Here is a 26,091-nt window from a genome sequence, read left to right as displayed (position 1 = left end):
CGGGCCCCCCCCCTCCCCGGCGGGTTTTGTGGGGGGCCCCCGGTAATTGGGGGGGGGGGGGGGGGGCCCCCCGGGGGCGGGGGGGGGGGGGGGGGGGGGGGGGGGGGGGGGGGGGGGGGGGGGTGGTGGGGGGGGGGGGGGGGGGGGGGGGGGGGGGGGGGGGGGGGGGGCGGCCCCGGGGGGGGGGGGGCCCCCCCCGGGGCCCGCCCCCCCCCCTCCGCTATGAAGGCGCCCCCCGGCTGTGACGGCGCGCCCCCTCCGCCGTGTTCTAGCCCGCCCACTCCCGCAGCAGCTTCTCCCGCTCCCCGCTCCGGGGCGATCCGCCCTCCGACGTGCGGCGGCCCCAGTCCGACATCGCCGCCAGCGTCGTGGACATCGTCGCGGCGCCTTCGGTGAGACGGGACAACAGGGCGAGGGAGAGGTCGACCTCGGTCTGGGGGTAGCCGGCGGCAGCGGCGACGTGGGCCGCGAGCTCATGGGTCCCGGCGGAGGTCTCCACCCGTACGGTCATCAGGGGCGAGGCCTGGTCCGCGAAGCCGTGGCCCATCGGGAGGACCAGCTCCTTCACCGTGCCCACGGCCAGGTTGGTGACCGCCCCGGCCCGCCGCATCAGGGACTTCACGGGGACGTCCGCCGCCGTCAGGGCCTGTACGTCCTCCCACAGGTGGAGCCCGGACTGCCGGTCGCCGAGCCCCTCCACGCCCTCGGGGGTCAGCCGCACCCCCGGAGCAAGACCGGACGGCTTCGCGCCCACGTACACGTCGCCCTCGGCGATCCAGAACAGGCCCACCATGGCCATTGGCAGCTCACTTCTCGATTGATCACGCTGATTGCTGACGCTGATTGATCACGTCGAATGATCACGTCGATTGTCGCAGGTGGCTGAGGTGGGGCCGGAGGCCGGTGAAGCACCCGTCAGGCCTTAGGCCCTGGTGAACTCCTCGATCAGTACGGGGTACTGCTCGCCGCCGTGACCGGCGGTGATCGCGCGCTCGGCCATCGCCTTGATCAGCCGGGGCAGTTCGGCGTTCACGCCCAGCCGCTCGCTCTCCTCCACGAGGTGGTCCATCGCCCGGGCGTCGGTCTCCAGGGCCGACACCTCGGCAGGGAAGGAACCCGCGTCGATCTGCTCGGCGTATCCGGGCAGCCACTCGGCGACGCCGGCGGCGATCTGCCGGGCGAACGGGGCGTACGTCGCGGCGTCGACGCCGGCCGTCCGGAGCATGGCGGTGCCCTGGAGCCAGGCGTTCAGGACGCTCCACATCATGGCCAGGCCCGCCACGTCGTAGAGGGACGCGAGACCGTGGTCCGCGCCGAGGTGGCTGACGGTGCCCAGCGCCTCGAGCGTCGGCCGGTGCGCGTCGAAGACCTCCTGCGGGCCGCTGTGCAGGATCACCGCGTCGGCCGTTCCGATGGCGGGCGGGACGGCCATGATGGCGCCGTCCAGGTAGCGGGCGCCGCGCTGTTCGGCCCAGCGGGCCGCGTCGCGGGCCTGGGCGGAGTCGCCGGAGGTGAGGTTGAGGAGGGTCGTGCCGTCGAGCTGGATGCCGTCCGTGTCGAGCAGCTCGTACATGGCCGGGTAGTCGGTGAGGCAGATGACGGTGAGCGGGCCGGCCTTGAGCGCGTCGCCGACGGAGGGCGCCAACCGGGCTCCTTCACCGATCAGTTGGCCGGCCTTGGCGGCGGTGCGGTTCCAGACGGTGGTGGGGTGGCCGGCCTTCAGGAAGGCGCGGGCGAGGGACTGGCCCATCAGGCCGAGTCCGATGACGGTTACGGGTGTTTCGTGGTTGTCGGTCATGGCAGCATCGTCAACGTTGATACCGGTCTGAAGGTCAAGCGAGGTGGCGATGCGGATCGGGGAACTGAGCCGTCGGACGGGCGTCAACGCCCATCAGCTGCGGTACTACGAGGCGCAGGGCCTGCTGGAGGCGGATCGCCGTGCGAACGGCTACCGCGAGTACGACGAGAGTGCCGTCCTGCGGGTGAGGCAGATCCGGCACCTGCTGGGTGCGGGGCTTTCGTCCGAGGACATCGCGTACGTCCTGCCGTGCGCGGTCGGCGAGACGCCGGAGCTGCCGGGGTGCGAGGAGCTTCTGGACGCCATGAGGTCGAGGCTGCGACGCCTCGACGACCAGATGTCGAAACTGGCCCGGTCGCGTGCCGCGCTGCTCGATTACATCGACGCGGCGGAGCGGGTGGGGGGCGAGAGCTATCCCCCGCTGGATGATCCGGGGCTGGAGCGGGTGCCGGCGTAGGACCCACGCACCCACCCGCCTCGGCCTGAGGTGAACTGCCGTCCCCGGCAGTGGGGGCAGGTGCGGCCTCCGGCTCAGAACGCCAGGTCGCCCCGCTGCTCCCGTCGTACCGAATACGCCACGAAACCCGCGCCCAGCGCCAGGAATGCCGTCCCGCCGATCACGTACGGCGTCGTGTCCACTCCCGCGCCCGTGTCCGCCAGGCGGTCCTCGGACGAGGAGGAGGCGGTGGTGGTGGTCGTGGTCGCCGTCGTCGTCGTTGTCGTTGTCGACGGGCCTCTGTGTTGTTGCGGCTGCGTGGATTCCGTCGAGCGGTTTGCGGGGGACTCGTGGCCCGTCGCGTTCGCGGAGGGGACGAACCACAGGGCGCCGAGCAGCGCTCCTGCGGCAGAGGCGGTCAGCAGCGATCGACGTGCGGACACGGAATCGGATCCCCCTTGTGGCGCTGGCGAATTGGCCGTGTGGGGTGATGGTAATGAAAGGCGCCGGTCCCGGGAAAGTCGCGGGGGGTGCGGGGTGGGTAAGGGTCGTACTCTCCGGTTTATGAGTACACCTGAGACATCACGTTTTGTGCGCTTGCGCGTCGAATTGGTCGTCGAGGTCGAGGACTCCGGCGAGCTGGCCAAGTCCGCGCTCGGCCGGATCGCCGAGGACGAGCACATGCCGGCCGAGGAGCGGCTGCACGCCGAGGCCGCCGTCAAGGAGGACGCCGCCGAGGCGCTGGCCTACCTCGTCGACCCCTTCGACCTGGTCAGCCAGGTGCCGGGAGTGGAGCTCTCGCAGGCCTCCTGGAGCAGTGAGCGGATCGACTACGACCCCGATTCGCCGGACTGGGACCCGGACGAGGATGATGACCACGAAGGCGGCGCGAGCGGCCGGGAGCTGTAGACAGGATCGGACGGACGAATCCGGAACCAGTGGCCCCGGTCGGCAACCGCCGCCCGGGGTTCCGTCGTCTCAGGGGTGCGCGGCTGTACCGGCGCTCTCGCGCGACGTGGTGTTCCCCACAGAGTCGGCGGTAGTGGAACGGGACGTACCGGGCAGGACGTTATGAGGGGTTACGGGGACTCTCGGCGTTCGTGGTGTTCGGGGCGTTCGGAGTGACCACGGCGATCAGGGCGTTTGTGGCGCTCTCGGCGTTCGTGGTGTTCTGGACGTTCCGGCGTTCTTGGCGTGTTGGGGATTCGGCAACGATGGAGAAGCGTGTGATGACGGACAGTAGGCGGTGGCGCGGTCGCCGCAAGGGGCTCGCGGCCGTGTCCGCCCTGGTCGGCGGCGTTCTGGTGCTCTCGGCCTGTAGCAGCGACGACGGCGAGAGCGGTGCCGACGGCACCAAGGAGTCGCAGAGTCAGGTCGACGAGGCGGCGGCCAAGAAGTCGTCCGACGCCGACATCAAGATCGCGCCCAAGGACGGGTCCGACAACGCGAGCATCAACAATGCCGCCAAGGTCACGGTGCGTGACGGGTCGCTGACGGATGTGACCATGACGACCGAGGGCGGTACCGCCGTCGAGGGGCAGATAGCTGCCGACAAGAAGAGCTGGAAGCCCAGCGCCCAGCTCGAGCGCGCCACGACGTACAAGATCTCCGTCACCGCCAAGGACTCCGAGGGGCGCAAGGCGCACGAGAACTCGAAGTTCACCACCGTCTCGCCGGCCAACAGCTTCATCGGGAACTTCACCCCCGAGGACGGCTCCACGGTCGGCGTGGGCATGCCCGTGTCGATCAACTTCGACAAGGCCATCAGCAACAAGAAGGACGTCCAGTCGCACATCACTGTGTCGTCGAGCAGTGGTCAGGAAGTCGTCGGGCACTGGTTCGGGGACAACCGGATCGACTTCCGGCCCGAGGACTACTGGCAGGGCAACTCGACCGTCACCCTGAAGCTCGACCTGGACGGCGTCGAGGGCTCGGACGGCGTCACCGGCGTCCAGGAGAAGACCGTCCAGTTCAAGATCGGGCGCAACCAGGTCTCCGTCGTCGACGCCAAGACCAAGCAGATGAAGGTCATGCGCGACGGCAAGGTCGTCAAGACCATCCCGATCTCCGCCGGCTCCCCGGAGAACAAGACGTACGAAGGCCAGATGGTGATCTCCGAGAAGTTCAAGGAGACCCGGATGAACGGTGCGACGGTCGGCTTCACGGACGACGACGGCAAGGGCGAGTACGACATCAAGGACGTGCCGCACGCCATGCGGCTCTCCCAGTCGGGCACCTTCATCCACGGCAACTACTGGGGTGCGAAGTCCATCTTCGGCGGCGCCAACACCAGCCATGGCTGTGTCGGTCTGGAAGACGCCAAGGGCGCGGGCGACAAGAGCACTCCCGGCGCCTGGTTCTACGAGAACTCGATGATCGGTGACGTCGTCGACGTCCGGAACACCGGCGACAAGACCGTCCAGCCGGACAACGGCTTCAACGGCTGGGTCATGGACTGGGCCCAGTGGAAGGCCGGCTCCGCGGTCTGAGCCGACGCCCCGTCCCCCACGCGCACGCCTGACGGCCCGCATCCCTCAACAGGGGTGCGGGCCGTCGGTGTTGGGGGCGCTGCTTCTCATGGTTCTTTTAACGCGGGCTTATTCGTTCATCACGGTGCGTACCTAACTTCTCGCACATGTTCTTCACCTATCTGAGGCGCGAGCTGCGCCGCCGCAGAAAAGCGGCCCTCGTGGTGGCCTCCGGTCTCGCGCTCGGCATCGCGCTGGTCATCGTGGTCAGTTCCGTGTCGTCCGGCATGAAGCAGGCTCAGGGGAAGGTGCTCGAGTCGCTGTACGGGCTCGGCACCGACATGACCGTGACCAAGGCCGCCACCCCGCCCAAGGAGGGCAGCGGTCAGGGGCGGCCCCGGTTCAGGTTCGACGCCAAGGGCAAGGGCGGCAAGGAGCAGAGCAGCGATCGCGTCATGGTGCAGGGGTTCGAGACGCTGTCCGAATCCACCGTCGGCAAGGTCGGCGCGCAGAGCGGTGTCGCCGATGCCGTCGGCGGGCTGAGCCTCCAGGTCATGAAGGTCGACGGGCAGTTCGAACAGGGCGAGTTCGAGAAGGCGCCCGGTGCCACCGGCGACGTCAAGCAGCCCGGTGGCGGCGGCCAGGGGCAGGTGCGCGGCGGCGGCGCCGACTTCGACGTCGACTCCTACAGCGTGTACGGCACGGACGTGAGCAACCTGGGGCTCGGTCCGCTGACTTCCTCGAAGATCACCAAGGGGCGTACGTTCCAGGCGTCCGAGGCCGACTCCAAGGTCGTCGTCGCCGACGCCTCGTACGCCAAGGAGCAGAAGCTCGACGTCGGTGACACCGTCACGATCTCGGGCACGAAGCTGGACGTCGTCGGTATCGCGACGCCCGAGAGCGGTGACGCCGCCGCCGATCTGTACGTTCCGCTCGAGCGGGCCCAGGCTCTCGGCGACGCCAAGAACAAGATCACCACCGTGTATGTCAAGGCCGCCGACTCGCAGCAGATCGGCGCCGTCAAGAGCGCCGTCCAGAAGAACATCTCCGGTACGACGGTGACGACTTCCGCCGATCTCGCCGACACCGTGTCGGGCTCCCTGTCCACCGCCTCCGACCTCGCCTCCAGCGTCGGCAAGTGGCTGTCCGTGACCGTGCTCGTCGCCGCGTTCCTGGTGGCCGGGCTGCTCACCTCCTCGGCCGTCAGCCGCCGGGTGCGGGAGTTCGGCACCCTGAAGGCGCTCGGCTGGAAGAGCGGCCGGGTGACCCGGCAGGTCGTCGGCGAGGCGGTCGTCAACGGCCTGGTGGGCGGCGCGCTCGGCATCGGCGTCGGCCTCGCGGGGGCATACGCGGTGACGGCCGTCAGCCCCACCCTCACGGCCGAACTCGGTTCCGGCGGCGGGCAGTCGGGCGGCGGCGGCCTCATGCGCGCCGCCGGACCCGGCGGTGCGCTCGGCGAGGCCGGGGCGAAGGCGCTCGACATCTCGCTCACCGCGCCCGTCGGCGCCACCACCATCGCGCTCGCCGTCGGCCTCGCCGTGGCCGGCGGGCTCGTCGCCGGTGCCTTCGGCGGCTGGCGGGCATCCCGGCTGCGGCCCGCGGACGCCCTGCGCCGCGTCGAGTAGGCGGCCGGGCCCCGCCGCTCAAGGCCGAGCGGGCCGCCGGGCCACATCGATCGAGGACGCCAACCCCCTTACGCATCGCAGGAGTCACACCATGTACCAGCTCAACGGCGTCACCAAGCAGTACCGCAGGGGCAAGGAGACCGTCGACGCGCTCGCCGGGGTCGATCTCGCCATCGGCGACGGCGACCGCCTCGTCATCCAGGGCCCGACGGGCGGCGGCAAGTCCACGCTGCTGCAGATGCTCGGCGGGCTCGACCGGCCGACCTCCGGCAGCGTCGAGCTCGACGGCGTCGACCTGGCCGCGCTGCCCGAGGCGCGACTGACCAAGGTCCGCGCCGAGTCGATCGGCTTCGTCTTCCAGTCCTTCAACCTCATCCCGACGCTCAGCGCCCAGGAGAACGTCGAGACGGCGCTGGTGCCGCTGGGCCTCGGCGCCGGCGACCGGCGCGAACGTGCCGCCGAAGCACTGGAGTCGGTGGGCCTGGGGGAGCGCCGCAGCCATCTTCCCGCCGAGCTCTCCGGCGGCCAGCAGCAGCGCGTCGCCATCGCCCGCGCCCTGGTCAAGCGGCCGAAGGTGCTGCTCGCCGACGAGCCCACCGGCAACCTCGACGAGTCGATGCGCGACGAGATCATGGAGTTGCTGGAAGGGCTGTGGAAGGAGCACGGGCTGACGTTCGTGATGGTCACGCACGACAGTGCCATCGCGCGGAAGGCGCCCCGACTCGCGACCATCCGGGGCGGGCGGATCAAGGTGACGGAGCGGGCCGGGTGAGGGGCGGTTCCTGGCCGGTCCTGTCCGCTGCCCGTCTCTGGCGTCCCACTTCTCCAACTCGTCACTTCTGACGCACTATTGAGCAGTTGTTCGACTCTGGGCCATACTTCCTCGCCCAGGGGCGGAAGCCCCTTGACCTCCAGGGGGAGACTTGCGCAGAAAAGCGAAGAGAGCCTACGGGGCCACGATCGCCGCAGCGGCGGCCGTGGCCCTCGCCGCGGGCATGACCAGCCCGACGTCGGCGGCCCAGCCGGCAGCGGAAGCGGCCCCGGCCGCGGGCACGACCCCGCTCGCGGGGCAGACCGCGCACCGGATCACGCTCATCACCGGCGACCGGGTCGCCGTCGACGCCAAGGGCCGGGTGACCGGCTTCGAGCGGGCGAAGGGACGGGAGCGGATACCCGTACAGACCAAGCGCGTCGGCGGGCACACACTGGTGATCCCGGCCGACGCCCAGCGGCTCATCGCCACCGGGAAGATCGACCAACGGCTCTTCGACATCACCGAGTTGAGCAAGAAGGACAACCGGCGGGCCCAGAAGGCGGGCCTGAAGCTGATCGTCGGGTACAAGGGTGCCGCGGCCGCCGGAGCCAGGGCCGATGTGCGGGCCGCCGGTGACACGGCCGTACGCAGGACCTTGAAGACCCTGAACGCCGACGCCATCACGACCCCGCGGCAGGATGCCGCCGACCTGTGGGACGCGCTCGTCTCCGGGAAGGGCACCTCCACCGAGTCCGGTGTCGGCCGCGTCTGGCTGGACGGCGTACGCAAGGCGAGCCTCGACAAGAGCGTGCCGCAGATCGGCGCCCCGAAGGCCTGGGCCGCCGGGTTCGACGGCAAGGGCGTGAAGGTCGCCGTCCTGGACACCGGCGTCGACGCCACGCACGCCGACCTGAAGGACCAGGTCGTCGCCGAGAAGAACTTCACGCCGGCCGCGGACGCCACGGACAAGTACGGGCACGGCACGCACGTCGCGTCCATCGCGGCGGGCACGGGCGCGAAGTCCGGCGGGAAGCTCAAGGGCGTGGCGCCCGGCGCCGAGCTGCTCAACGGCAAGGTGCTCGACGACAACGGCTCCGGGGACGACTCCGGGATCATCGCGGGCATGGAGTGGGCGGCCGAACAGGGCGCCGACATCGTCAACCTGAGCCTCGGCGGCGGCGACACCCCCGGCATCGACCCCCTCGAAGCCGAGGTGAACAAGCTCTCCGCGGAGAAGGGCATCCTCTTCGCCGTCGCCGCGGGCAACGACGGGTCGCCCGGCAGCGTCGGCTCCCCGGGCAGCGCGGACTCCGCGCTCACCGTCGGCGCGGTCGACGACAACGACAAGCTCGCCGAGTTCTCCAGCCAGGGCCCCCGCGTCGGCGACGGCGCGATCAAGCCCGACGTGACCGCGCCCGGCGTGGACATCACGGCGGCCGCGGCCCCCGGCAGCGTCCTCGACGGCGAGGTCGGCCAGAAGCCCGAGGGCTATCTGACGATCTCCGGTACGTCGATGGCGACCCCGCACGTCGCGGGCGCCGCCGCGCTGCTCAAGCAGCAGCACCCGGAGTGGACGTACGCGGAGCTGAAGGGCGCGCTGACCGCGTCCACCAAGGGCGGCAAGTACACGCCGTTCCAGCAGGGTTCGGGACGGATCGCCGTCGACAAGGCCATCAAGCAGTCGGTGATCGCCGATCCGGTCTCCGTCAGCTTCGGCACGCAGGCGTGGCCGCACACCGACGACAAGCCGGTCACCAAGAAGGTCACGTACAAGAACCTCGGCAAGGAGGACGTCACCCTCGATCTGGCGGTGACGGCCACCAACCCGAAGGGCGACCCGGCGCCGGCCGGCTTCTTCAAGCTCGGCGCGAAGACCGTCAAGGTCCCCGCGGGCGGCACCGCTTCGGTCGACCTGACCGCCGACTCCAAGCTGGGCGGGACGATCGACGGCGCGTACTCCGCGTACGTCGTGGCGACCGGCGGCGGCCAGAGCGTGCGCACGGCGGCCGCCGTGGAGCGCGAGGTCGAGTCGTACGAGCTGACCCTGAAGCACATCGGGCGAGACGGCCAGGCCCCGAAGTACTACGACACCGACCTGGAGGGCATCTCCGGGCTCGCGACCGACAAGTCCTACGACCCGTTCGACGCGTCCGGCACCGTCAAGGTCCGTGTCCCCAAGGGCGGTTACCTGCTCAACACCGGCATGTGGGCCGACCCGAAGGACTTCACCAAGGGCGCCGACTGGATCGCGCAGCCGAAACTGAGCATCACCAAGGACACCACGGTGACGCTGGACGCGCGGACCACGAAGCCGGTGGAGATCACCGTCCCGTCGGCGGACGCCAAGCCCGCCTTCGCCTCGCCCGACTACACGGTCGACGTCGCGAACGGCAGCTACTCCTTCGGCTGGTTCCTCGACGCGTACACGGACTTCCGCAGCGCGCACCTGGGCCCGCAGATCACCGACGGCTCGCTCCACCAGCAGTGGGACGGCCACTGGACCAAGGGTGACGAGGCGCAGTACGACATCGTGCGCGGCGGCAACGTCAAGCAGCTCGCCACCGGCTACACCAAGCACTTCAAGGAGTCCGAGCTCGCCACGGTGAAGGTCGGCATGGGCGCTTCGGCCCAGGGCAAGAAGGGCGCCCTGAACGCCTTCGGCTATCTGCCCGGAAGCTCCGGCGGCTCCGCGATCGGCATCCCGCAGACCCTGCCCGGCACGCGGACGCTGCACCTGTCCACGGCCGACTCCGTGAAGTGGAGCCTGAACTTCGAGCAGCAGGCCGGGGTCGACCCGGACGGCTGGCCGATCGTCGACGCGGTCTACTCGCTGGGCGCGGCGCAGAAGTTCGAGGCGGGCAAGAGCTACGGGAAGACGTTCAACACGGCCGTCTTCGGTCCCCGGATCGGCGGCGAGTACGGCGTCACCCGGCAGGGCAACGACATCAGCGGCTATCTGCCGCTGTTCGCCGACGGCAAGACCCACGCGGGCTCCTCGCTCTACTCCGACGTGAAGACGACCCTCTACAAGGGCGACACCAAGATCGGTGAGAACAAGGACCCGCTCGTCGGCGGCGCCGCCTTCAAGGTCCCGGCGGCCGAGGCGGAGTACAGGCTGTCGACGTCCGTGAAGCGCAGCGTCAAGGTGGCCGCGGCCTCCACGCGCATCGACGCGAGCTGGACGTTCCGCTCCAAGAAGGCCGACAACGCCAAGCTCCCGGTCTCCACGGCGCGGTTCGCCGCCGCCGTGGACCTGAGCAGCAGGGCGAAGGCGGGCGAGACGCAGTCCGTGCCGGTGACCGTCCACGGCGCCGCGGCGGGCTCCAACCTCAAGTCCCTTGCCGCGTACGTCTCCTACGACTACGGCCAGACCTGGAAGAAGGTCACCGTCAGCGGCGGGAAGATCAAGGTCAAGAACCCGGCCGCGGGCAAGGGGATCTCCTTCCACGCCAAGATCACGGACAAGAAGGGGAACAAGTCGACGCTGTCGATCTACAACGCCTACTACGGCAAGTGAGTTAGCTCGCGGGCGCGGCGCCGAACGGGCTGTCGATCACGTATCGCCAGTACCCGTCGGCGCCGCGCCTCGCCACATCCGTGGCCGTGGACCTCACGACGCCCTCGATCTCCCAGTCGACGACGAGCAGCGCGATCTCCCCGGCGACATGCACCTGCCGGGGCCGCACGGAGACCGGAAGGCCGATCGCGAGGAACGGACCGTTCTCGCGTGCGATGGCCGCGAGCCCGTGCACGGCGTCCCCGGACTCCGGGACGAACGCGGCGTGCTCCTCGTACAGCTCGTGCACGGCCTGCGCGTCGCCGCTGTTGAACCGCTCGGCGAACGCCGCCGGGACGTCCTCTGCGCGGGTGGGAAGTGTCCTGACCGTCATGTGCAACCCTCCTGAATGGACCGGTGCCGGGAACAGTAGGAGGCGTCCGCGTGACTCACCGAACGGTAAGCCAGGGGGCGGCCGGACAGGGGCTGCCCGACGATCCCCGGGCGCGGGTCGTCGCCCCCACGCCCGGCTGCCCCGTGGAGATCGCCCTCGCCGCCCTGCGCGGCCGGTGGACCACGCTGATCGTCCGCGAACTGCTGCGGGCCGACTCGTACGCGTACAGCGAACTGGCCGCCACACTCCCCGAGTTGTCGGACAAGGTGCTGACCGAGCGACTCGGCCGGCTGGTCTCCGCCGGCGTCGTCGCCCGCACCCGTACACCCGGCTGGCCCGCCACGGTCAGCTATGAACTCACCCCCCACGGCAGAGAGCTGGGCCCCGTCCTGCAAGCCCTGTGGGACTGGGGAGCGCGCGCCCCGGCGCCATCCACCGCAGAGGAATCCGACGTCACATGACCGCCCACACCGTCGAGTACATCCGCTACCGCATCCCCGCCGAACGCTCCGCGGAGTTCCTCGCCGCCTACACCCGCGCCGCCGTCCCGCTGGCCGCCGCGCCGCAGTGCTTCGACTACGAACTGTCGCGCTGCGAGGAGGACTTCGAGCACTACATCCTGCGCATCACCTGGACCTCCACCAAGGACCACCTGGAGGGGTTCCGCGGCTCGGAGCTCTTCCGTGACTTCTTCGCGGAGATCCGTCCGTACGTCGAGAACATCGAGGAGATGCGGCACTACACCCCCACCTCGGTGCGCGGCACGGGCGCCTCCACGCCGACGCTGTACGCGTGGGCGGGCGGCGAGGCGAACTTCGCGCGCCTGACGGAGATCTTCTACGAGAAGGTCCTCGCGGACGACCTCCTCGCACCGCTCTTCGAGGGCCTGCCGCCCGAGCACGCCCTGCGCGTCGCCCAGTGGCTCGGCGAGGTCTTCGGCGGCCCCGCCACCTACTCGCAGGAGCACGGCGGCCACTCCCACATGGTCTCCAAGCACCTCGGCAAGGGCATCACCGAGCCGCAGCGGCGCCGCTGGGTCAATCTGCTCCAGGACGCGGCGGACGACGCGGGGCTTCCGACGGACGCCGAGTTCCGGTCCGCGTTCGTCGCCTACATCGAGTGGGGCACGCGGCTCGCGCTGTACTTCTCGGGCGCCGACATCACACGGCCCACCGAGCAGCCCGTGCCGCTGTGGAACTGGGGGGCGGCGCCGCCGTATCAGCCCTGAGGGCCCGCCCCGGCCCCCGCCCGCGTCGCGTCCGCTCCCCAGTTGGCGAGCAGGCGCAGCGCGTCGGCCGACGCCGAGTCCGGCTGCGCGTGGTACGTGACCAGTGACTGGTCGTGGTCGTCGGGCAGCCGCAGCGTCTCGAAGTGCAGGGTGAGGTCGCCCACCAGCGGGTGGCGCATGCGCTTGACGCCGTGCCCCTTCTCCTTCACGTCGTGCGTGGCCCACAGGCCGCGGAACTCCTCGCTCTTCACGGAGAGCTCGCCGACCAGCGCGGAGAGCTGCGGATCGTTCGGGTAGCAGCCCGCGTCCATCCGCAGGAAGGCCACGATGTCCGTCGCCTTCTGCTCCCAGTCCACGAACAGTTCGCGCGAGGCCGGATGCAGGAAGCAGATCCGCGCCCAGTTCCGCTCCTCCGGAGGCAGCGCGCCCCAGTCGCCGAAGAGCGCCGCCGCCATGCGGTTCCAGCCGAGGATGTCCGAGCGGCGGCCCACCGCGTACGCGGGCACGCCGTCCATCGCGTCCATCAGCTGCCGCAGCGCGGGCCGCAGCTGCTGGGCGCGCGCGGCCCGCTTCTTCTTGTGCTGCTTGGGCTTGGCCAGATGCGTCAGATGGGCGTGCTCGGCGTCCGTGAGGCGCAGGGCGCGGGCGATCGCGTCGAGCACCTCGCCCGAGACATTGCGGCCGTTGCCCTGCTCAAGACGGGTGTAGTACGCCACGGAGACCCCCGCGAGCTGCGCCAGCTCCTCGCGCCGCAGACCGGGCACCCGCCGGTGCCGCCCGAAGTTGGGCAGGCCGACGTCCTCCGGCTGCAGCCGGGCCCGCCGGGTGCGCAGGAACTCGCTCAGCTCGGCGCGGCCGTCGAGCGGCTCGGGAGCGGCGGGAGGCGCCGGCTGACTCGGCTGGGTCGGCTGGGTCTGCGGGTCTTCCATGAATTCCAGTATCCAGGGTCGTACGCCGGTCAGCCTGTCCCCGCCAGTAGTAGGACCAGCGGACGTACGCAAAGCTGTGACCTGGGTAGATGTCCGGGCCGCTGGCACGGTTGAACACATGACCGCACAGACCAGCACCACCACCGTCTCCGCTTACGCCGCTCCGTCCGCCAAGGCCCCCCTGGAGCGGACCACCGTCCCGCGCCGCCCGGTGGGCGCGACCGACGTACTGATCGACATCAAGTACGCCGGCATCTGCCACTCGGACATCCACCAGGCGCGCGACGGCTGGGGTGAGGGCATCTTCCCGATGGTCCCGGGCCACGAGATCGCCGGAATCGTCACCGAGGTCGGCTCCGCCGTCACCAAGTTCGCCGTCGGCGACCGCGTCGGCGTCGGCTGCATGGTCGACTCCTGCCGCGAGTGCGACAACTGCAAGGCCGGCCTGGAGCAGTACTGCGTGCAGGGCAATGTGCCCACGTACAACGGCCTGGGCAAGGACGGCGAGCCGACCTACGGCGGCTACTCCACCCACATCGTCGTCGACGAGGCCTTCACCGTCCGCATCCCCGACGGCATCTCCCTCGACGAGGCCGCGCCCCTGCTGTGCGCGGGCATCACCACGTACTCCCCGCTGCACCGCTGGAACGCCGGCCCCGGCAAGAAGATCGCCGTCGTGGGCCTCGGCGGTCTCGGCCACATGGCCGTCAAGATCGCGCACGCCATGGGCGCCGAGGTGACCGTCCTCTCGCAGTCCCTGCGCAAGAAGGACGACGGCCTGAAGCTGGGCGCCACCCGCTACTACGCGACCAGCGACGAGGCCACCTTCGAGCAGCTCGCGGGCTCCTTCGACATGATCCTTTCGACGGTCTCCGCGCCGCTGCCGCTGGACAAGTACCTGGGCCTGCTCCGCTCGGAAGGCGCCTTCGTGAACGTCGGCGCCCCCGAGGAGCCGGTGTCGCTGAACCTGTTCTCCGTGATCGGCGGCGGCAAGACCCTCGCCGGTTCCATGATCGGCGGCATCCGGGAGACCCAGGAGATGCTGGACTTCTGCGCCGAGCACGGCCTGGGCTCGGAGATCGAGCTGATCTCCGCCGACCAGATCAACGAGGCGTACGAGCGGGTGCTCGCCAGCGATGTGCGCTACCGCTTCGTGATCGACGCGGCGACGATCTGACGTCTGCCGTACGGCACCTGCCGGGCCATCGGCCGCTCCGCCCGCGTCCCGATGGCTCGGCCAGGCCGTCCGACGCTATTGCGCCGCGGGCAGCGGGGTGTGGACCAGCAGGAACCCGGCGGCGGCAGCGGGTGTGAGCAGGGTGACCCGATACCTCGACTGCCCTTCTGCGCCTGCCACTTCGATCGTACGAGGAGCCAGCTCGCCCACCGAACGGCAGGCCCACCAGTGCGCGAGGTCGGGACGTGCCGCGTGCAGCCGCTCACCGAGCGCGCGCACCCGCCCGTCGTGGGGCAGCGCGTCAGCGTGCGAGCGGAAGTGCCGGTGCAGGTCCTGCGCGAGCCGCTCCCAGTCGGGCAGCGTGCGCTGGTGCTCCGGGTCGTCGATGAGCAGGAGCAGCAGATTGCGCCGGTCGGCGGGGAAGCGGGCGGGATCGGGCCACACCGCGCTGTACGCGGCGTTCCACGCCGTGATGGACAGGTCCGGGGCGAGTGCCAGGGCGGGGGAGTTCGGCCAACTGTCGATCAGCGCACGGAGGTTGTCGTGCTCCTCGCCGACGCCGGGGGGACCGGCCGCGGCGGGCGGTGGCGCGAACCCCGCGAGGGACAGCACGTGGCGGTGCGCGTCCATGTCGAGGCGCAGGGTGCGGCTGACCGCGTCGAGCACCTGCCGCGAGGTGTCGACACGCCCCTGCTCCAGCCAGGTGTACCAGGCCACGCCGACCCCGGAGAGCGCGGCGACCTCCTCGCGGCGCAGCCCCGGCGTGCGGCGGCGCGGACCCACGGGCAGCCCCAGGTCGGCCGGGGCGAGGCGCTCGCGGTGCGCGCGCAGGAACGTGCCCAACTCGCCGCGCCGTGCGGTCTCTTCGGCGGTGGTCATGCCGCCAGCGTAAGCGGGTCCGGCCGCGCAGCCTGATACCGCTGGTCACCCCATACGTGCCGTACTGGCTGGGTACGGCCCCGTCGGTGAGCCTGGGCGCATGACGACGAACACCCCGGCACGTCCGGACCACGCACACCCCTCCGACGGCGCCGTCATGTGGCGCCGCTCCAACGACTCCTCCGCGCTCGCCGCACCCCGCGCCTTCATCCGCGTCTTCACGGGCCCCGGCACCCTGGAGTCCGTCACCGCCTACTACGAGCAACTCCTCGGCGAGGAACGGGACATGTGGTTCACCTATCCCGACCTGGGGCTCGGCCTCGCGGCGGTGGGCGGCTTCCTGCTCATCGAGGGCACGGACGAGACGGTGGCCCCCTTCCGGGAGACGGCGGGCACGCTGCTCGTGGACGACGCGCGCAAGTACCTGGACCGGCTCACGGCCTCCGGCGCCGAGATCACCGACCCCCTGAAGCCGGTGCCGACCGGCGCGGGATTCAGCGCGCGGCATCCCGACGGGACGGTCGTCGAGTACGTGGAGCACCGCCCGACGCCGGACGGCCGCTGAGCGGCGGCTTCGCGTGGTGTCAGGGCTGGCCGGATCTCGCCTCGTGCCGCGGCCCTAGTCCGCATTGCGCACCAGGCGGGGGACCCTGTGACCGATGCCGTGGGGGCGGCGGGTGCCTAGTGTCATAGGTGCCAGCAGGGCACTTCACCGACACAGGGAGAGGCCGCACGATGTCCATCGAACTGAACCACACCATCGTCACCGCCAGGGACAAGGAAGCGTCCGCGCAGTTCCTCGCCGACCTCCTGGGCCTCGAAGTCAGCCCCCAGTTCGGCCCGTTCATCCCGGTGGCGATCCCCAACGGCGTGACGCTCGACTACATGGAGAGCGACGGCGGCCCGATCACCCCGCAGCACTACGCCTTCCTGGTGTCCGAGGACGAGTTCGACGTCATCTTCGGACGCATCAAGGCGGCGGGCCTGACGCACTGGGCCGACCCGTACCACAAGCTCGAAAACGAGATCAACACCAACGACGGCGGCCGGGGCACGTACTTCGACGACCCGAACGGCCACAACCTGGAGATCTTCACCAAGCCGTACGGGAGTGGGGAGTAGAGAGGAAGCCGAGGACCAGCGGGGTGGCCACCTCCGCGAACTCCTCGAAGTACGCGTGCCGGGCCCCGGGGACCAGCCGGACCACGGCCCCCGGGATCCGCTCGGCCAGCAGCCCCGCGTTGGCGGTCGGATTGAACAGATCCTCCGTGCCGTGCACGACCAGCGTCGGCGCCCCGATGCGCGGCAGCGCCTCCCACGCGTCGTGCCGCGCGCTGGCCCGCAGATGCCGCCGCCGCGCGGAGGCCGTCATGGTCGGATCCCCCAGGGTGTGGAACACCGTCCCCGTACCCTGCCGGGCAATCCACTCGGGGGTGTACATCAGCTCCAGCAGGGCCCGCCGGGCGGCGGCGCCATCGGCCTGACTGAGCGCCCGCCGCACCTCGGGCCCCCGCTCGACGCCGTGCGGCGCCCCCGGCGACGTACACCCGAGGACAAGGCGGTCGACCCGCTCGCCGTGGTCGGCCGCGACCAACTGCGCCACCCGCCCGCCCATGGACGTGCCGTACACATGCGCCCGGTCGATGCCCGCGTGGTCGAGGACGGCGACGACGTCGCGGGCGAAGCCGGGCGTGCTGTACGAGTCCGTGTCGGGGCGGCCGCTCTCGCCGGTGCCGCGCCAGTCCAGTACGACGGTCCGGTACGCGGCGGCGAAGTCGTCCCGCACCGGGTCCCACCAGCGGTGGCTGTTGGACTGGCCGCTGAGCAGGACGAGGGGCGGCCCTGAGCCGTGGATCTCGTAGTGCAGGGCGGTTCCGTCGGCGGCGCGGGCGAAGGGCATGGGTGAACCGTAACCACACGGTCCCCTTAGGTGCGCGCCCCTAGGGTGCCCGGATGATCGAGACACCCCGGGCCTTCGCGGAGAGCACCGTCGCACGGGAGGGCGAGCGCGGCCGCGCCTGGCTGGCGACCCTGCCGGAACTGGCCGGCGAACTGCTCGCCCGCTGGGACTGCGAGCCGACGGACCCGGTCACGCACGGGCAGGTCGGCGTCGTCGTCCCGGTGCGCCGGCGGCACGACGGGACGCCCGCCGTCCTGAAGATCTCCTTCCCGCACCCCGGCAACGTCCACGAGCCGGACGCCTTCGCCGTATGGGCGGGCCGGGGCGCGGTGCGCCTCCACGAACGGGACGACGCGCGGTTCGCGCTGCTCCTGGAGCGCGCGGGCCCCGGTTCGCTCGCCGACGTACGGGACGTGGCGCAGGCACTGACGGCGGCGGGACTCCTGGCCCGGCGCCTCGCGGTGCCCGCGCCCGCGGAGTTGCCGCGGCTGAGCGCTCGTTGCGCCGAGTGGGAGAGCGAACTCCGGGACGCGGACAAGGAGTTGGGCTCACCGCTGCCCTCCCGCGTCCTGGACGCCGCGATCGCCACCCTGCGGGAGCTGGGGCCGGACCAGCCGGACACCCTCATCCACGGCGACCTGCACGTCGGCAACGTACTGAAGGGCGAACGCGAGCCCTGGCTGGCCATCGACCCCAAGGGCTGCGCGGGCGACCCGGCGTACGACGCGATCACGCTGCTCCACCACCGCTTCGGGGAGCTGCTCACCGCGACCGACGCGAAGGCGGCCGTCCTGCGCCGCCTCGCGGTCTTCGCCGACGCGGCGCGGGTCGACCGGGAGCGGGCCCGCCGGTGGACGCAGGCGCGGGCGGTGACGATGGCGTACTGGGGGCGGCAGCACGGGGACCCGAGTTGGCGGATCATGGCGGCGGACGGGCTCGCGGACGCGCTGGCGTAGGGGGCGGATTTCGCGCGGGGCGCAACGCTGATCGCTTCCGTCGAGCCGTGCGGCTCCTACCCTGAAGGGGTGAGCAGCCACGAGCGGAACCCTCAGCGGAATCCAGGGCCGGAGCGGGGCGGTGAGCGGGGCGAACAGCGGGCCCGCGTCATCCCGTTGCGCCCCCGCGCGGCGAGGACGCCGCCGACACCCGCGACGACCCCAGCGCCTTCCCCGACCCCTGTTCCTTCCCCCACCCCACTGCCCTCCCCGGCGGTGAAGGAACCCCTGTGGCGGGACGTGGTCGGTGACGTGCTGCGCCGCGAGCGCCTCGCGCAGCGACGGACGCTCAAAGATGTCGCCGAGGCCGCGCAGATCTCGATGCCGTACCTCTCCGAGCTGGAGCGCGGCCGCAAGGAGGCCTCGTCCGAGGTCCTCGCGGCCGGCGCCCGCGCACTCGGCCTGAGCCTGGCGGACCTGCTCTCCCTGACACAGCGGGAGTTGACACGCCAAGCCCAGTCGACACGACCTCGCCAGGGAGACATCCGCCTGGCGGCATAAGGGAGTTGCCCCTTAGGGAGTTGACCCCTGGGAGTTGACCCCTCGTCGGGATTGCTCAGGCGGCGGCGAGCATCCGCCGGCTGAGCACCTCGTCGGCGAGTCCGTACGCCACCGCGTCCTGGGCGGTGAACACCTTGTCGCGGTCCATGTCCGCGCGCAGGGTCGCGACGTCGTGCCCCGAGTGCCGGGACAGCACCTCCTCCACCTGCGAGCGGATCCGCACCATCTCCTTGGCCTGGAGACTGAGATCGGAGACCGTTCCCTGCTGCCCGCCGCTCGCGGGCTGCCCGAGCAGCACGCGCGAGTGCTCGAGGACGAACCGCCGTCCGGGATCGCCGCCGGCGAGCAGCACGGCGGCGGTGGAGGCGGCCTGCCCGACGCAGAAGGTCGAGATGGGCGCGCTGATGAAACTCATGGTGTCGTAGATGGCCATGAGTGAAGTGAAGGACCCACCGGGCGAGTTGATGTAGAGGGCGACCTCGCGCTCGGGGTTGGACGACTCGAGATGCAGCAGCTGCGCGATGACGACGTTGGCGACGCCGTCGTCGATCTGGGTGCCGAGGAAGATGATGCGCTCGGAGAGCAGCCGGCTGTAGACGTCATAGGCGCGCTCGCCCTGGGGCGTGCGCTCGACGACGGTAGGAATCGTGTACTGGCTCATGTCGTTCAGACCCCCAGTCCCATACGAGGCTTGCTTGCGGCGGGCCGGACGTCGGCGAGCGAGTCGAGGACACGATCCACCATTCCGTACTCCTTGGCCTGCTCGGCGGTGAACCACCGGTCGCGGTCACCGTCGCGCGAAATGGTCTCTTCGCTCTGCCCCGTGTGCTCGGCGGTGATCCGCTCGACGGCCTTCTTCGTGAACTCCAGGTTCTCGGCCTGGATCGCGATGTCGGCGGTGGAGCCCCCGATACCGGCCGACGGCTGATGCATCATGATCCGCGCGTTGGGCAGCGCGTACCGCTTCCCCGCGGTCCCGACGGTGAGCAGGAACTGCCCCATGCTGGCGGCGAATCCCATGGCAAGGGTCGACACGTCGTTCGGGATCAGCCGCATGGTGTCGTAGATCGCGAGCCCGGCGGTGACGGAGCCGCCGGGGCTGTTGATGTAGAGACTGATGTCGGTCCGCGGATCCTCGGCGGACAACAACAGCATCTGCGCACAGACCCGATTGGCGGAGACCTCGTCGACCTGCGTCCCCAGAAACACGATCCGCTGACTCAACAGCCGCGCGGCAAGATGGTCGTCGAACCGACTCGCACCCGCCGAACCATCCTCTCCGGCCCGCGGATCGAGGGCCGGCTCCCACCCGGTGATGAACGATGACATCGAGCCTCCTTGAGGTGACACGGCTGCAACCGCCGCGGTCCCTCCACTGTCGGCCCGGAGTGGTCAGGAGGTAAGGGATCTCTGCTTGGGGCAGATCTGCCGGGAGCAGAGTGACGGGTCGTTCGCGTCAGCCGTCGGCGGGCGCGATCCCCGTCGGGCAGGCGCGGCCCCAGTTGGTTTCCGACGGGCTGTCCAGCTTGAGGCCCGTGCCGCCGATTCCGCAGTAGCCGTCGGGGTTCTTGTCCAGGTACTGCTGGTGATACGGCTCCGCCGGCCAGAAGGGGCGGGGGGCTGCCGGGAGGATTGTCGTTGTGATCGTGCCGTGGCCCGCTGACGTCAGGACCTGCTGGTAGGCGTCCAGGGACGCCACCGCCGCCGCCTCCTGGTCCGCCGAGTGTGTGTAGATCGCCGAGCGGTACTGCGTGCCCACGTCGTTGCCCTGGCGGAAGCCCTGCGTGGGGTTGTGGGACTCCCAGAAGAGCTTCAGGAGTGAGGCGTACGAGACGCGGGTCGGGTCGAAGACGACGCGGACCGCCTCCGTGTGGCCCGTCAGGCCCGAGCAGACCTCTTCGTAGGAAGGGTTCTCCGTGTAGCCGCCCTGGTAGCCGACGTACGTCGTCCAGACGCCCTCCGTCTGCCAGAACTTGCGCTCTGCGCCCCAGAAGCAGCCGAGGCCGAAGTCCGCGGTCTCCAGGCCCTCGGGGTAGGGGCCCAGGAGGGCGTTGCCGAGGACCGTGTGGCGGTTCGGGACCTCGAACTCGGGGGTCGCCCGGCCCTTCAGGGCCTGGTCGGGGGTGGGGAGCTCGGGGGTGCGGCCGAAGAGCATGGGAGTCGTTCCTCCAAGGGCGGGGCGTACGGCATCTGTGTCAACGGGTGTGGGACCGTCTGCATTCCTGGCGGACGCCGCCTCAGTGCGGCAGCGTCGCCGGGCTGCCGCCGTTCGCCTCGTAGCCCGCCACCGCCAGCGCGCGGTAGACCGCGTAGTCCGCGGCCGGGTCCGAGGACAGGGTCCACGGGAGCGCGCCGACGTGACCGTCCACGTGCACCAGCTGGTTCATCGCCTCCGCCCAGCGCTCGCTGCGGACCAGGAAGAGGATCAGGAGATGGCGGACGTGCGCCAGCATCGGGTCGTCGGGGCGGGCCGAGTGCACCGCGAAGAGGGCACCCTCGACGGCCTTGCGCACGACCTCGCTCTCATAGAAGCCCCGGACCAGATTGACCTCGGGCAGGTGCTCGTACACCGCGAACAGCGGGAGCGCGGAGAGGAGCGATCCCTTGGGGGCGCGGGCCGCGGCCGCCTCCGCGAAGTCGTACGACATGTCCCGCGAGCCGTGCCACTTCTCGCACCAGTAGTGCAGCGCCGCCAGATGCGCCCCCATGTGCGCGGGCGCCCGGTCCAGAATCTTCAGCCACAGCTGCTCGAACTCCTCGCGCGGGTACGCCAGCCCGCGCGCGATGGACAGCTCGATGATGTACGGGACGGGGTCGCCGGGGGAGAGCAGCGCCGCCTGCGCGCAGGCCTCCTTGGCCTCCTCCAGGATGATCCGGAACTCGTCCGTCCCGGACGTGGCCGACCGCCACGCCTGCTGGACCAGGAACTCCGCGTGCACCGCCGCGCCGCCCGCGTCCTTCGGCGCCTCCGCACGCCACACCCGCAGCCACTGCCCGCCCGGCTGGTCGCCGACCCCGCCGGGCCGCTCCTGCAGCTCCAGGGAGGCCGCGCCCGCGAACGCCTGCACCCGCTGCCAGCGCACCTCGCCGTGCACCTCCGTGCCCGCGAGCAGCTGCGATGCCGCCTTCCAGCTCTGCGAGCGCTGCACCACGTCCAGGACGTCGAGCAGGTCCGCGTCCGGGCCCGGCATGCGGATGTCCAGCTCCTCCTGGCGCGCGAAGCCGTAGTTCGCCGGGTCCGCGGCGTCCGGGGAACCCGGTGCGACCTGCCGGATCCCGCCGCGCCTGCGCAGCAGGAACGGACCGAGAACCGCCCCGATCATGACCGCTGCCATCAGCACCCAGAGAATCTCCATGCCTACAAGCGAACCAGATGCCTCCGACACTTGGCGAACCAGTCCTGAACTCGTCCCCGGAACCCGTCGGCGTACGCCCGTCCCGCATTAGGCTCTGGCCGCATGAGTGACACGCACAGCAGGCAGAGTTTCGAGACCGTCGCGATCCACGCGGGCAACACCGCCGACCCGTTGACCGGGGCCGTCGTGCCGCCGATCTACCAGGTGTCGACGTACAAGCAGGACGGCGTCGGAGGGCTGCGCGGGGGCTACGAGTACAGCCGCAGCGCGAACCCCACGCGTACCGCCCTGGAGGAGAACCTGGCCGCGCTGGAGGGCGGCAGGCGGGGGCTCGCCTTCGCGTCCGGCCTCGCCGCCGAGGACTGCCTCCTGCGTACGCTGCTCAGCCCCGGCGACCACGTGGTCATCCCCAATGACGCGTACGGCGGCACGTTCCGGCTCTTCGCGAAGGTCGTGTCGCGGTGGGGCGTGGAGTGGTCCGTCGCCGACACCTCCGACCCGGCGTCGGTGCGGGCGGCACTGACCGACCGCACGAAGGTGATCTGGGTGGAGACGCCGTCGAACCCGCTGCTCGGGATCACGGACATCGCGGTGGTCTCGCAGATCGCCAAGGAGGCGGGCGCCCGGCTCGTCGTCGACAACACCTTCGCCAGCCCCTACCTCCAGCAGCCGCTCGCGCTCGGCGCGGACGTCGTCGTGCACTCGCTGACGAAGTACATGGGCGGCCACTCGGACGTGGTGGGCGGTGCGCTGGTCGTCGACGACGCGGAGCTGGGCGAGGAGCTGGCGTACCACCAGAACGCGATGGGCGCGGTCGCCGGTCCCTTCGACGCGTGGCTGGTGCTGCGCGGCATCAAGACCCTGCCCGTCCGGATGGACCGGCACAGCGAGAACGCGACGAAGGTCGCCGAGATGCTGTCGCGGCACGCGCGCGTGACGCGCGTCCTGTACCCCGGCCTCCCGGAGCACCCCGGTCACGAGATCGCCGCGAAGCAGATGAGGGCGTTCGGGGGGATGGTGTCCTTCCAGGTCGAGGGCGGCGAGGAGGCGGCCGTCGCGGTGTGCGACCGCGCGAAGCTGTTCACCCTCGGTGAGTCGCTGGGCGGCGTGGAGTCCCTGATCGAGCACCCGGGGCGGATGACGCACGCCTCGGCGGCGGGCTCGGCCCTGGAGGTCCCGGCGGACCTCGTCCGCCTCTCCGTGGGCATCGAGTCGGCGGACGATCTGCTGGCCGACCTGCAGCAGGCGCTGGGCTAGGCGGCGGCTCGGGGGTGGGCGGGGCCAGCAGGCTCCGCCCACCCCTGAAGACCGCGGCAGACCGCAGCAGACCGCTACCAGCGCGTCAGCGGTGGTGTCGTCTCGGACGGCGGGTCCACCCAGGGCTGCGTCAGGGACGCCCAGATCACGAAGGCCACCGTCGCCGCCAGCAGGAGCAGCCACATCAGCCGCCGCAGCAGCCGACGGCGGCGCAGCATCCGCCCGCCGCGCCGTACGGCCTCTTCGTAGAGCCCGGCGGGGACCGCGGGCGGCGTCCCTTCCAGGAGCTGCCGTACCGCGTTCTCCTTGCGGTCGTACTGGCTCATGACGGTGCCGCCTCCAAGGGGAGGACCGGCGGCGCGGGCCCCCGCGGCGGATGCAGGACCGTGTTCGTCGCACGGGCGCAGAGCCCCCGCACCCGGTCCGGCGGCAGCCCCAGCAGCGCCGCCGTCTGCTCCTCGGCGACACCCTCGTACATGCGAAGCACGAGAATCAGCCGCTCCTGGGGCGTGAGCCGGGTGAGGACCCCGCCGTGGCCCCGATGTCTGCGCCAGGCCGCGCGCGCGAAGCGGAGGGCCAGCTGCTGGCGGGCGTGGTCGTAGGGGTCCTCGCCGCGCATCCGGTCCCACGTCGCGTACGTGTGGGAGAGCGCGGCGGTCAGCAGCGCACGCGCGCGTGGATTGGCGTCCGGGAGCTCGGCGGTGAGCAGTGTGGCCGCATGCAGCAGCCGGCCGGCCGCGCCCGCGACGAACGCCTCGAACTCCCGGGCCCGGCGGGCGTCGACAAACGCCTGCCGTTCGCGCACCGCGCCTCCCGCCTGGAGGGAACGGCCCTCCCGGTCTCATATGAGGCCAGGCACGTGGCCGGGGTCAAGAGGCAGGCACGGATCACGCGGACCGGGTCAGGACGCGGGTGCCTCCGGAGACGACTGTGACGTCTGGCGGGCGGACAGCGCGGAATTGAAGCGCGTGAGGAGCGTGCAGAAGCTCTCGCGCTCCTGAGGGGCCCAGTCCTCCGTCAACTCGGCCATCAGATCGCGTCGCGACGAACGCACTTCGTTGAGGCGCGACTCACCGCGAGGGGAGAGCTGGAGGACCACCGCGCGGCCGTCCTCGGGGTGCGAGGTCCGCTTGACCAGGCCCGTGTCGACCAGCGGGGCGACCTGCCGGGTGACCGTGGAGGAGTCGATGCCCATGCTCGCGGCGAGCGCCTTGACGCCCATCGGGCCTTCTTTGTCCAGGCGGTTGAGCAGCAGATACGCGGCACGGTCCATGGAGTTGCGGACCTGTCCCACGCCGCCGAGGCGCGTCTGCTCCGCACGGCGGGCGAAGACCGCCACCTGGTGCTGCAGCGCGTCGAGGAGGCCGGGATCGCTGGCGGTCGTCATGTCCGGAGTTGTGGGCATGGCCGGGAGCTCACTTCATGCGAGGGCGATGGGTTGGGGGACAGGGTACGCGGCCCGGCGGCGGGGCGTACCGGCGCTGCGCAAACCAGTCTCGGCACGTGGTCACCGCAGGAGCGCACCGGTGTGAACTGGGAGACTGACGGTCATGAGCTACCGCACGCCTGACTCCTTGCCGACGGTCACCCTCGACGACGTGCGCGGCGCCCAGAAGATGCTGTCGGGTGTGGCGAGGGTGACGGCGATGGAGGGCAGCAGGCACCTGTCCCAGCTGGTCGGCTCACCCGTGCACCTCAAGTGCGAGAACCTCCAGCGGACCGGCTCCTTCAAGCTGCGCGGCGCGTACGTACGGATCGCGGGCCTCTACCCGGAGGAGCGCGCGGCGGGCGTCGTCGCCGCCAGCGCGGGCAACCACGCGCAGGGCGTCGCCCTGGCGTCCTCGCTGCTCGGCGTGCGGTCGACGGTGTTCATGCCGGTGGGCGCCCCGCTGCCGAAGGTCGCGGCGACCCGTGACTATGGCGCCGATGTCCGGCTGCACGGCCAGGTAGTGGACGAGACGCTGGCCGCGGCGCAGGAGTACGCGCGTGAGACGGGCGCGGTGTTCATCCACCCCTTCGACCACCCCGACATCATCGCGGGGCAGGGCACGGTCGGCCTGGAGATCCTGGAGCAGTGCCCCGAGGTGCGCACCCTGCTGGTGGGCGTCGGCGGCGGCGGGCTCGCGGCGGGCATCGCGGTCGCCGTCAAGGCGCTGCGCCCGGACGTCAAGGTCATCGGCGTGCAGGCGGCGGGCGCCGCGGCCTATCCGCCCTCGCTCGCGGCCGGGCACCCCGTGTCGGTGGTGAACCCGTCGACGATGGCGGACGGGATCAAGGTCGGCCGCCCCGGAGACGTGCCGTTCCGGATCCTCGACGAGCTGCTCGACGGCGTCGTCACGGTCTCCGAGGACGAGCTGTCCAGCGCGCTGCTGCTCTGCCTGGAGCGGGCCAAGATGGTCGTCGAGCCCGCGGGCGCGAGCCCGGTCGCGGCGCTGCTGAGCCGGCCGCGGGAGTTCGAGGGCCCGGTGGTCGCGCTGCTGTCCGGCGGCAATGTCGACCCGCTCCTGATGCAGCGGATCCTGCGCCACGGCATGGCGGCGGCGGGCCGCTACCTGTCGCTGCGGCTGCGCCTCACGGACCGGCCGGGCGCCCTGGCCACGCTGCTCGGCGTCCTGTCGGTCCTGGACGCCAACGTGCTCGACGTGAGCCATGTGCGCACGGACCCCCGCCTCGGTCTCACGGAGGCGGAGGTGGAACTGCACCTGGAGACGAAGGGCCCGGTGCACTGCGCGGAGGTGGGCGTGGCCCTGCGCGAGGCGGGTTACACGGTCATCGGCTGACCCCGCCGAGCAGAGCCAGTTCCGCCCCGCCTGCCCCATTCATCACTCCACGCCCCATCTCTCCCCAAAGCGATTGAGTAGACGCGATATGTCTCGTTATCGTGAGCTTCGCGCTGGT

General features: G+C 71.1%; 29 protein-coding genes. 15 read left to right on the top strand and 14 right to left on the bottom strand.

From position 1 onward, the window contains the following. Positions 1 to 268: 268 nt before the first annotated feature. On the bottom strand, positions 269 to 799 hold the full coding sequence (locus ACIBKX_RS21250; RefSeq protein ID WP_363275931.1) for a hypothetical protein: 531 nt from the start codon (positions 797 to 799) through the stop codon (positions 269 to 271). A gap of 123 nt (positions 800 to 922) precedes the next feature. Then, positions 923 to 1,798, bottom strand: a complete 876-nt coding sequence (locus tag ACIBKX_RS21245; RefSeq protein WP_363275932.1) for an NAD(P)-binding domain-containing protein — start codon at positions 1,796 to 1,798, stop codon at positions 923 to 925. Between the two features lie 49 nt (positions 1,799 to 1,847). Here ACIBKX_RS21245 and ACIBKX_RS21240 point away from each other — a divergent pair, with 49 nt between their 5' ends. Further along, entirely contained in the window at positions 1,848 to 2,255 is a 408-nt protein-coding gene (locus tag ACIBKX_RS21240) for a MerR family transcriptional regulator (RefSeq protein WP_363276014.1), read from the top strand. 74 nt (positions 2,256 to 2,329) lie between these two features. Here the strand turns inward: ACIBKX_RS21240 and ACIBKX_RS21235 are convergent, their stop codons facing one another. Then, complete coding sequence (locus tag ACIBKX_RS21235) at positions 2,330 to 2,677, bottom strand: hypothetical protein (RefSeq protein ID WP_363275933.1); 348 nt, start codon at positions 2,675 to 2,677, stop codon at positions 2,330 to 2,332. A gap of 148 nt (positions 2,678 to 2,825) precedes the next feature. Between ACIBKX_RS21235 and ACIBKX_RS21230 the strand changes: the two genes are divergently transcribed. From ACIBKX_RS21230 to ACIBKX_RS21210, 5 genes are all read left to right on the top strand, one after another. Beyond that, entirely contained in the window at positions 2,826 to 3,143 is a 318-nt protein-coding gene (locus ACIBKX_RS21230; protein ID WP_363276015.1) for a hypothetical protein, read from the top strand. A 320-nt stretch (positions 3,144 to 3,463) separates the two neighbouring features. Then, positions 3,464 to 4,723, top strand: a complete 1,260-nt coding sequence (locus ACIBKX_RS21225) for an Ig-like domain-containing protein (protein WP_363275934.1) — start codon at positions 3,464 to 3,466, stop codon at positions 4,721 to 4,723. A gap of 146 nt (positions 4,724 to 4,869) precedes the next feature. Continuing rightward, a complete protein-coding gene (locus ACIBKX_RS21220; RefSeq protein ID WP_363275935.1) occupies positions 4,870 to 6,327 on the top strand; it encodes an ABC transporter permease in 1,458 nt (485 codons plus the stop codon). Between the two features lie 91 nt (positions 6,328 to 6,418). Beyond that, positions 6,419 to 7,099 carry an ABC transporter ATP-binding protein gene (locus tag ACIBKX_RS21215; protein WP_363275936.1) on the top strand — a complete coding sequence of 227 codons (681 nt, stop codon included), beginning with the start codon at positions 6,419 to 6,421 and terminating at the stop codon, positions 7,097 to 7,099. A gap of 151 nt (positions 7,100 to 7,250) precedes the next feature. After that, positions 7,251 to 10,598, top strand: a complete 3,348-nt coding sequence (locus ACIBKX_RS21210; RefSeq protein WP_363275937.1) for a S8 family peptidase — start codon at positions 7,251 to 7,253, stop codon at positions 10,596 to 10,598. A gap of 1 nt (position 10,599) precedes the next feature. Here the strand turns inward: ACIBKX_RS21210 and ACIBKX_RS21205 are convergent, their stop codons facing one another. Then, positions 10,600 to 10,971 (bottom strand): nuclear transport factor 2 family protein, encoded by a 372-nt coding sequence (locus ACIBKX_RS21205; RefSeq protein WP_363275938.1) that lies wholly within the window; start codon positions 10,969 to 10,971, stop codon positions 10,600 to 10,602. Between the two features lie 50 nt (positions 10,972 to 11,021). On the opposite strand from ACIBKX_RS21205, the gene ACIBKX_RS21200 reads away from it, so the two are divergent. Then, the gene (locus ACIBKX_RS21200; RefSeq protein ID WP_363275939.1) at positions 11,022 to 11,432 is read left to right on the top strand and encodes a helix-turn-helix domain-containing protein; all 411 of its coding nucleotides are present in this window, start codon (positions 11,022 to 11,024) and stop codon (positions 11,430 to 11,432) included. After that, positions 11,429 to 12,199, top strand: coding sequence for an antibiotic biosynthesis monooxygenase (locus ACIBKX_RS21195; protein ID WP_363275940.1), 771 nt, complete (start codon positions 11,429 to 11,431; stop codon positions 12,197 to 12,199). Before ACIBKX_RS21200 ends, ACIBKX_RS21195 begins: the two co-directional genes overlap by 4 nt. Here the strand turns inward: ACIBKX_RS21195 and ACIBKX_RS21190 are convergent. Then, on the bottom strand, positions 12,190 to 13,128 hold the full coding sequence (locus tag ACIBKX_RS21190) for a helix-turn-helix transcriptional regulator (protein WP_363275941.1): 939 nt from the start codon (positions 13,126 to 13,128) through the stop codon (positions 12,190 to 12,192). The genes ACIBKX_RS21195 and ACIBKX_RS21190 overlap by 10 nt on opposite strands. Before the next feature lie 118 nt (positions 13,129 to 13,246). On the opposite strand from ACIBKX_RS21190, the gene ACIBKX_RS21185 reads away from it, so the two are divergent. Then, entirely contained in the window at positions 13,247 to 14,305 is a 1,059-nt protein-coding gene (locus tag ACIBKX_RS21185) for an NAD(P)-dependent alcohol dehydrogenase (protein WP_363275942.1), read from the top strand. Positions 14,306 to 14,380: 75 nt separating this feature from the next. Here ACIBKX_RS21185 and ACIBKX_RS21180 read toward each other — a convergent pair whose 3' ends face one another. Continuing rightward, positions 14,381 to 15,184 (bottom strand): helix-turn-helix domain-containing protein, encoded by an 804-nt coding sequence (locus ACIBKX_RS21180; protein WP_363275943.1) that lies wholly within the window; start codon positions 15,182 to 15,184, stop codon positions 14,381 to 14,383. Between the two features lie 100 nt (positions 15,185 to 15,284). Between ACIBKX_RS21180 and ACIBKX_RS21175 the strand changes: the two genes are divergently transcribed. Together ACIBKX_RS21175 and ACIBKX_RS21170 are read left to right on the top strand one after the other, a co-directional pair. After that, on the top strand, positions 15,285 to 15,749 hold the full coding sequence (locus tag ACIBKX_RS21175) for a VOC family protein (RefSeq protein WP_363275944.1): 465 nt from the start codon (positions 15,285 to 15,287) through the stop codon (positions 15,747 to 15,749). Between the two features lie 170 nt (positions 15,750 to 15,919). Then, complete coding sequence (locus ACIBKX_RS21170; protein WP_363275945.1) at positions 15,920 to 16,306, top strand: VOC family protein; 387 nt, start codon at positions 15,920 to 15,922, stop codon at positions 16,304 to 16,306. Here the strand turns inward: ACIBKX_RS21170 and ACIBKX_RS21165 are convergent. Further along, on the bottom strand, positions 16,278 to 17,084 hold the full coding sequence (locus tag ACIBKX_RS21165) for an alpha/beta fold hydrolase (protein ID WP_363275946.1): 807 nt from the start codon (positions 17,082 to 17,084) through the stop codon (positions 16,278 to 16,280). The genes ACIBKX_RS21170 and ACIBKX_RS21165 overlap by 29 nt on opposite strands. Before the next feature lie 53 nt (positions 17,085 to 17,137). Between ACIBKX_RS21165 and ACIBKX_RS21160 the strand changes: the two genes are divergently transcribed. Further along, a complete protein-coding gene (locus tag ACIBKX_RS21160) occupies positions 17,138 to 18,040 on the top strand; it encodes an aminoglycoside phosphotransferase family protein (protein ID WP_363275947.1) in 903 nt (300 codons plus the stop codon). A gap of 150 nt (positions 18,041 to 18,190) precedes the next feature. Beyond that, a complete protein-coding gene (locus ACIBKX_RS21155) occupies positions 18,191 to 18,580 on the top strand; it encodes a helix-turn-helix transcriptional regulator (RefSeq protein ID WP_363276016.1) in 390 nt (129 codons plus the stop codon). Between the two features lie 55 nt (positions 18,581 to 18,635). On the opposite strand, the gene ACIBKX_RS21150 is transcribed toward ACIBKX_RS21155, so the two are convergent. The 4 genes from ACIBKX_RS21150 to ACIBKX_RS21135 form a co-directional block, all read right to left on the bottom strand. Then, on the bottom strand, positions 18,636 to 19,241 hold the full coding sequence (locus ACIBKX_RS21150; RefSeq protein WP_363275948.1) for an ATP-dependent Clp protease proteolytic subunit: 606 nt from the start codon (positions 19,239 to 19,241) through the stop codon (positions 18,636 to 18,638). A 5-nt stretch (positions 19,242 to 19,246) separates the two neighbouring features. Continuing rightward, positions 19,247 to 19,909, bottom strand: coding sequence for an ATP-dependent Clp protease proteolytic subunit (locus ACIBKX_RS21145; RefSeq protein WP_363275949.1), 663 nt, complete (start codon positions 19,907 to 19,909; stop codon positions 19,247 to 19,249). 127 nt (positions 19,910 to 20,036) lie between these two features. Continuing rightward, positions 20,037 to 20,735 (bottom strand): peptide-methionine (S)-S-oxide reductase MsrA, encoded by a 699-nt coding sequence (gene msrA, locus ACIBKX_RS21140; protein WP_363275950.1) that lies wholly within the window; start codon positions 20,733 to 20,735, stop codon positions 20,037 to 20,039. A gap of 82 nt (positions 20,736 to 20,817) precedes the next feature. Further along, positions 20,818 to 21,936 carry a hypothetical protein gene (locus tag ACIBKX_RS21135; RefSeq protein ID WP_363275951.1) on the bottom strand — a complete coding sequence of 373 codons (1,119 nt, stop codon included), beginning with the start codon at positions 21,934 to 21,936 and terminating at the stop codon, positions 20,818 to 20,820. 102 nt (positions 21,937 to 22,038) lie between these two features. On the opposite strand from ACIBKX_RS21135, the gene ACIBKX_RS21130 reads away from it, so the two are divergent. After that, the gene (locus ACIBKX_RS21130; RefSeq protein ID WP_363275952.1) at positions 22,039 to 23,193 is read left to right on the top strand and encodes a cystathionine gamma-synthase; all 1,155 of its coding nucleotides are present in this window, start codon (positions 22,039 to 22,041) and stop codon (positions 23,191 to 23,193) included. Between the two features lie 74 nt (positions 23,194 to 23,267). On the opposite strand, the gene ACIBKX_RS21125 is transcribed toward ACIBKX_RS21130, so the two are convergent. From ACIBKX_RS21125 to ACIBKX_RS21115, 3 genes are all read right to left on the bottom strand, one after another. Further along, a complete protein-coding gene (locus tag ACIBKX_RS21125) occupies positions 23,268 to 23,519 on the bottom strand; it encodes a hypothetical protein (protein ID WP_363275953.1) in 252 nt (83 codons plus the stop codon). Further along, a complete protein-coding gene (locus tag ACIBKX_RS21120) occupies positions 23,516 to 23,998 on the bottom strand; it encodes a sigma factor-like helix-turn-helix DNA-binding protein (RefSeq protein WP_363275954.1) in 483 nt (160 codons plus the stop codon). Before ACIBKX_RS21120 ends, ACIBKX_RS21125 begins: the two co-directional genes overlap by 4 nt. 96 nt (positions 23,999 to 24,094) lie before the next feature. Beyond that, on the bottom strand, positions 24,095 to 24,598 hold the full coding sequence (locus ACIBKX_RS21115) for a MarR family transcriptional regulator (RefSeq protein WP_363275955.1): 504 nt from the start codon (positions 24,596 to 24,598) through the stop codon (positions 24,095 to 24,097). Between the two features lie 145 nt (positions 24,599 to 24,743). Between ACIBKX_RS21115 and ilvA the strand changes: the two genes are divergently transcribed. Further along, positions 24,744 to 25,973 (top strand): threonine ammonia-lyase, encoded by a 1,230-nt coding sequence (ilvA, locus tag ACIBKX_RS21110; RefSeq protein ID WP_363275956.1) that lies wholly within the window; start codon positions 24,744 to 24,746, stop codon positions 25,971 to 25,973. Positions 25,974 to 26,091 lie beyond the last annotated feature (118 nt).

The organism is Streptomyces sp. NPDC050658 (assembly GCF_044457025.1).
Lineage (GTDB): Bacteria > Actinomycetota > Actinomycetes > Streptomycetales > Streptomycetaceae > Streptomyces.
Note: the sequence above shows the minus strand (reverse complement) of the source record. Positions and strands in the feature narration are given on the sequence as shown.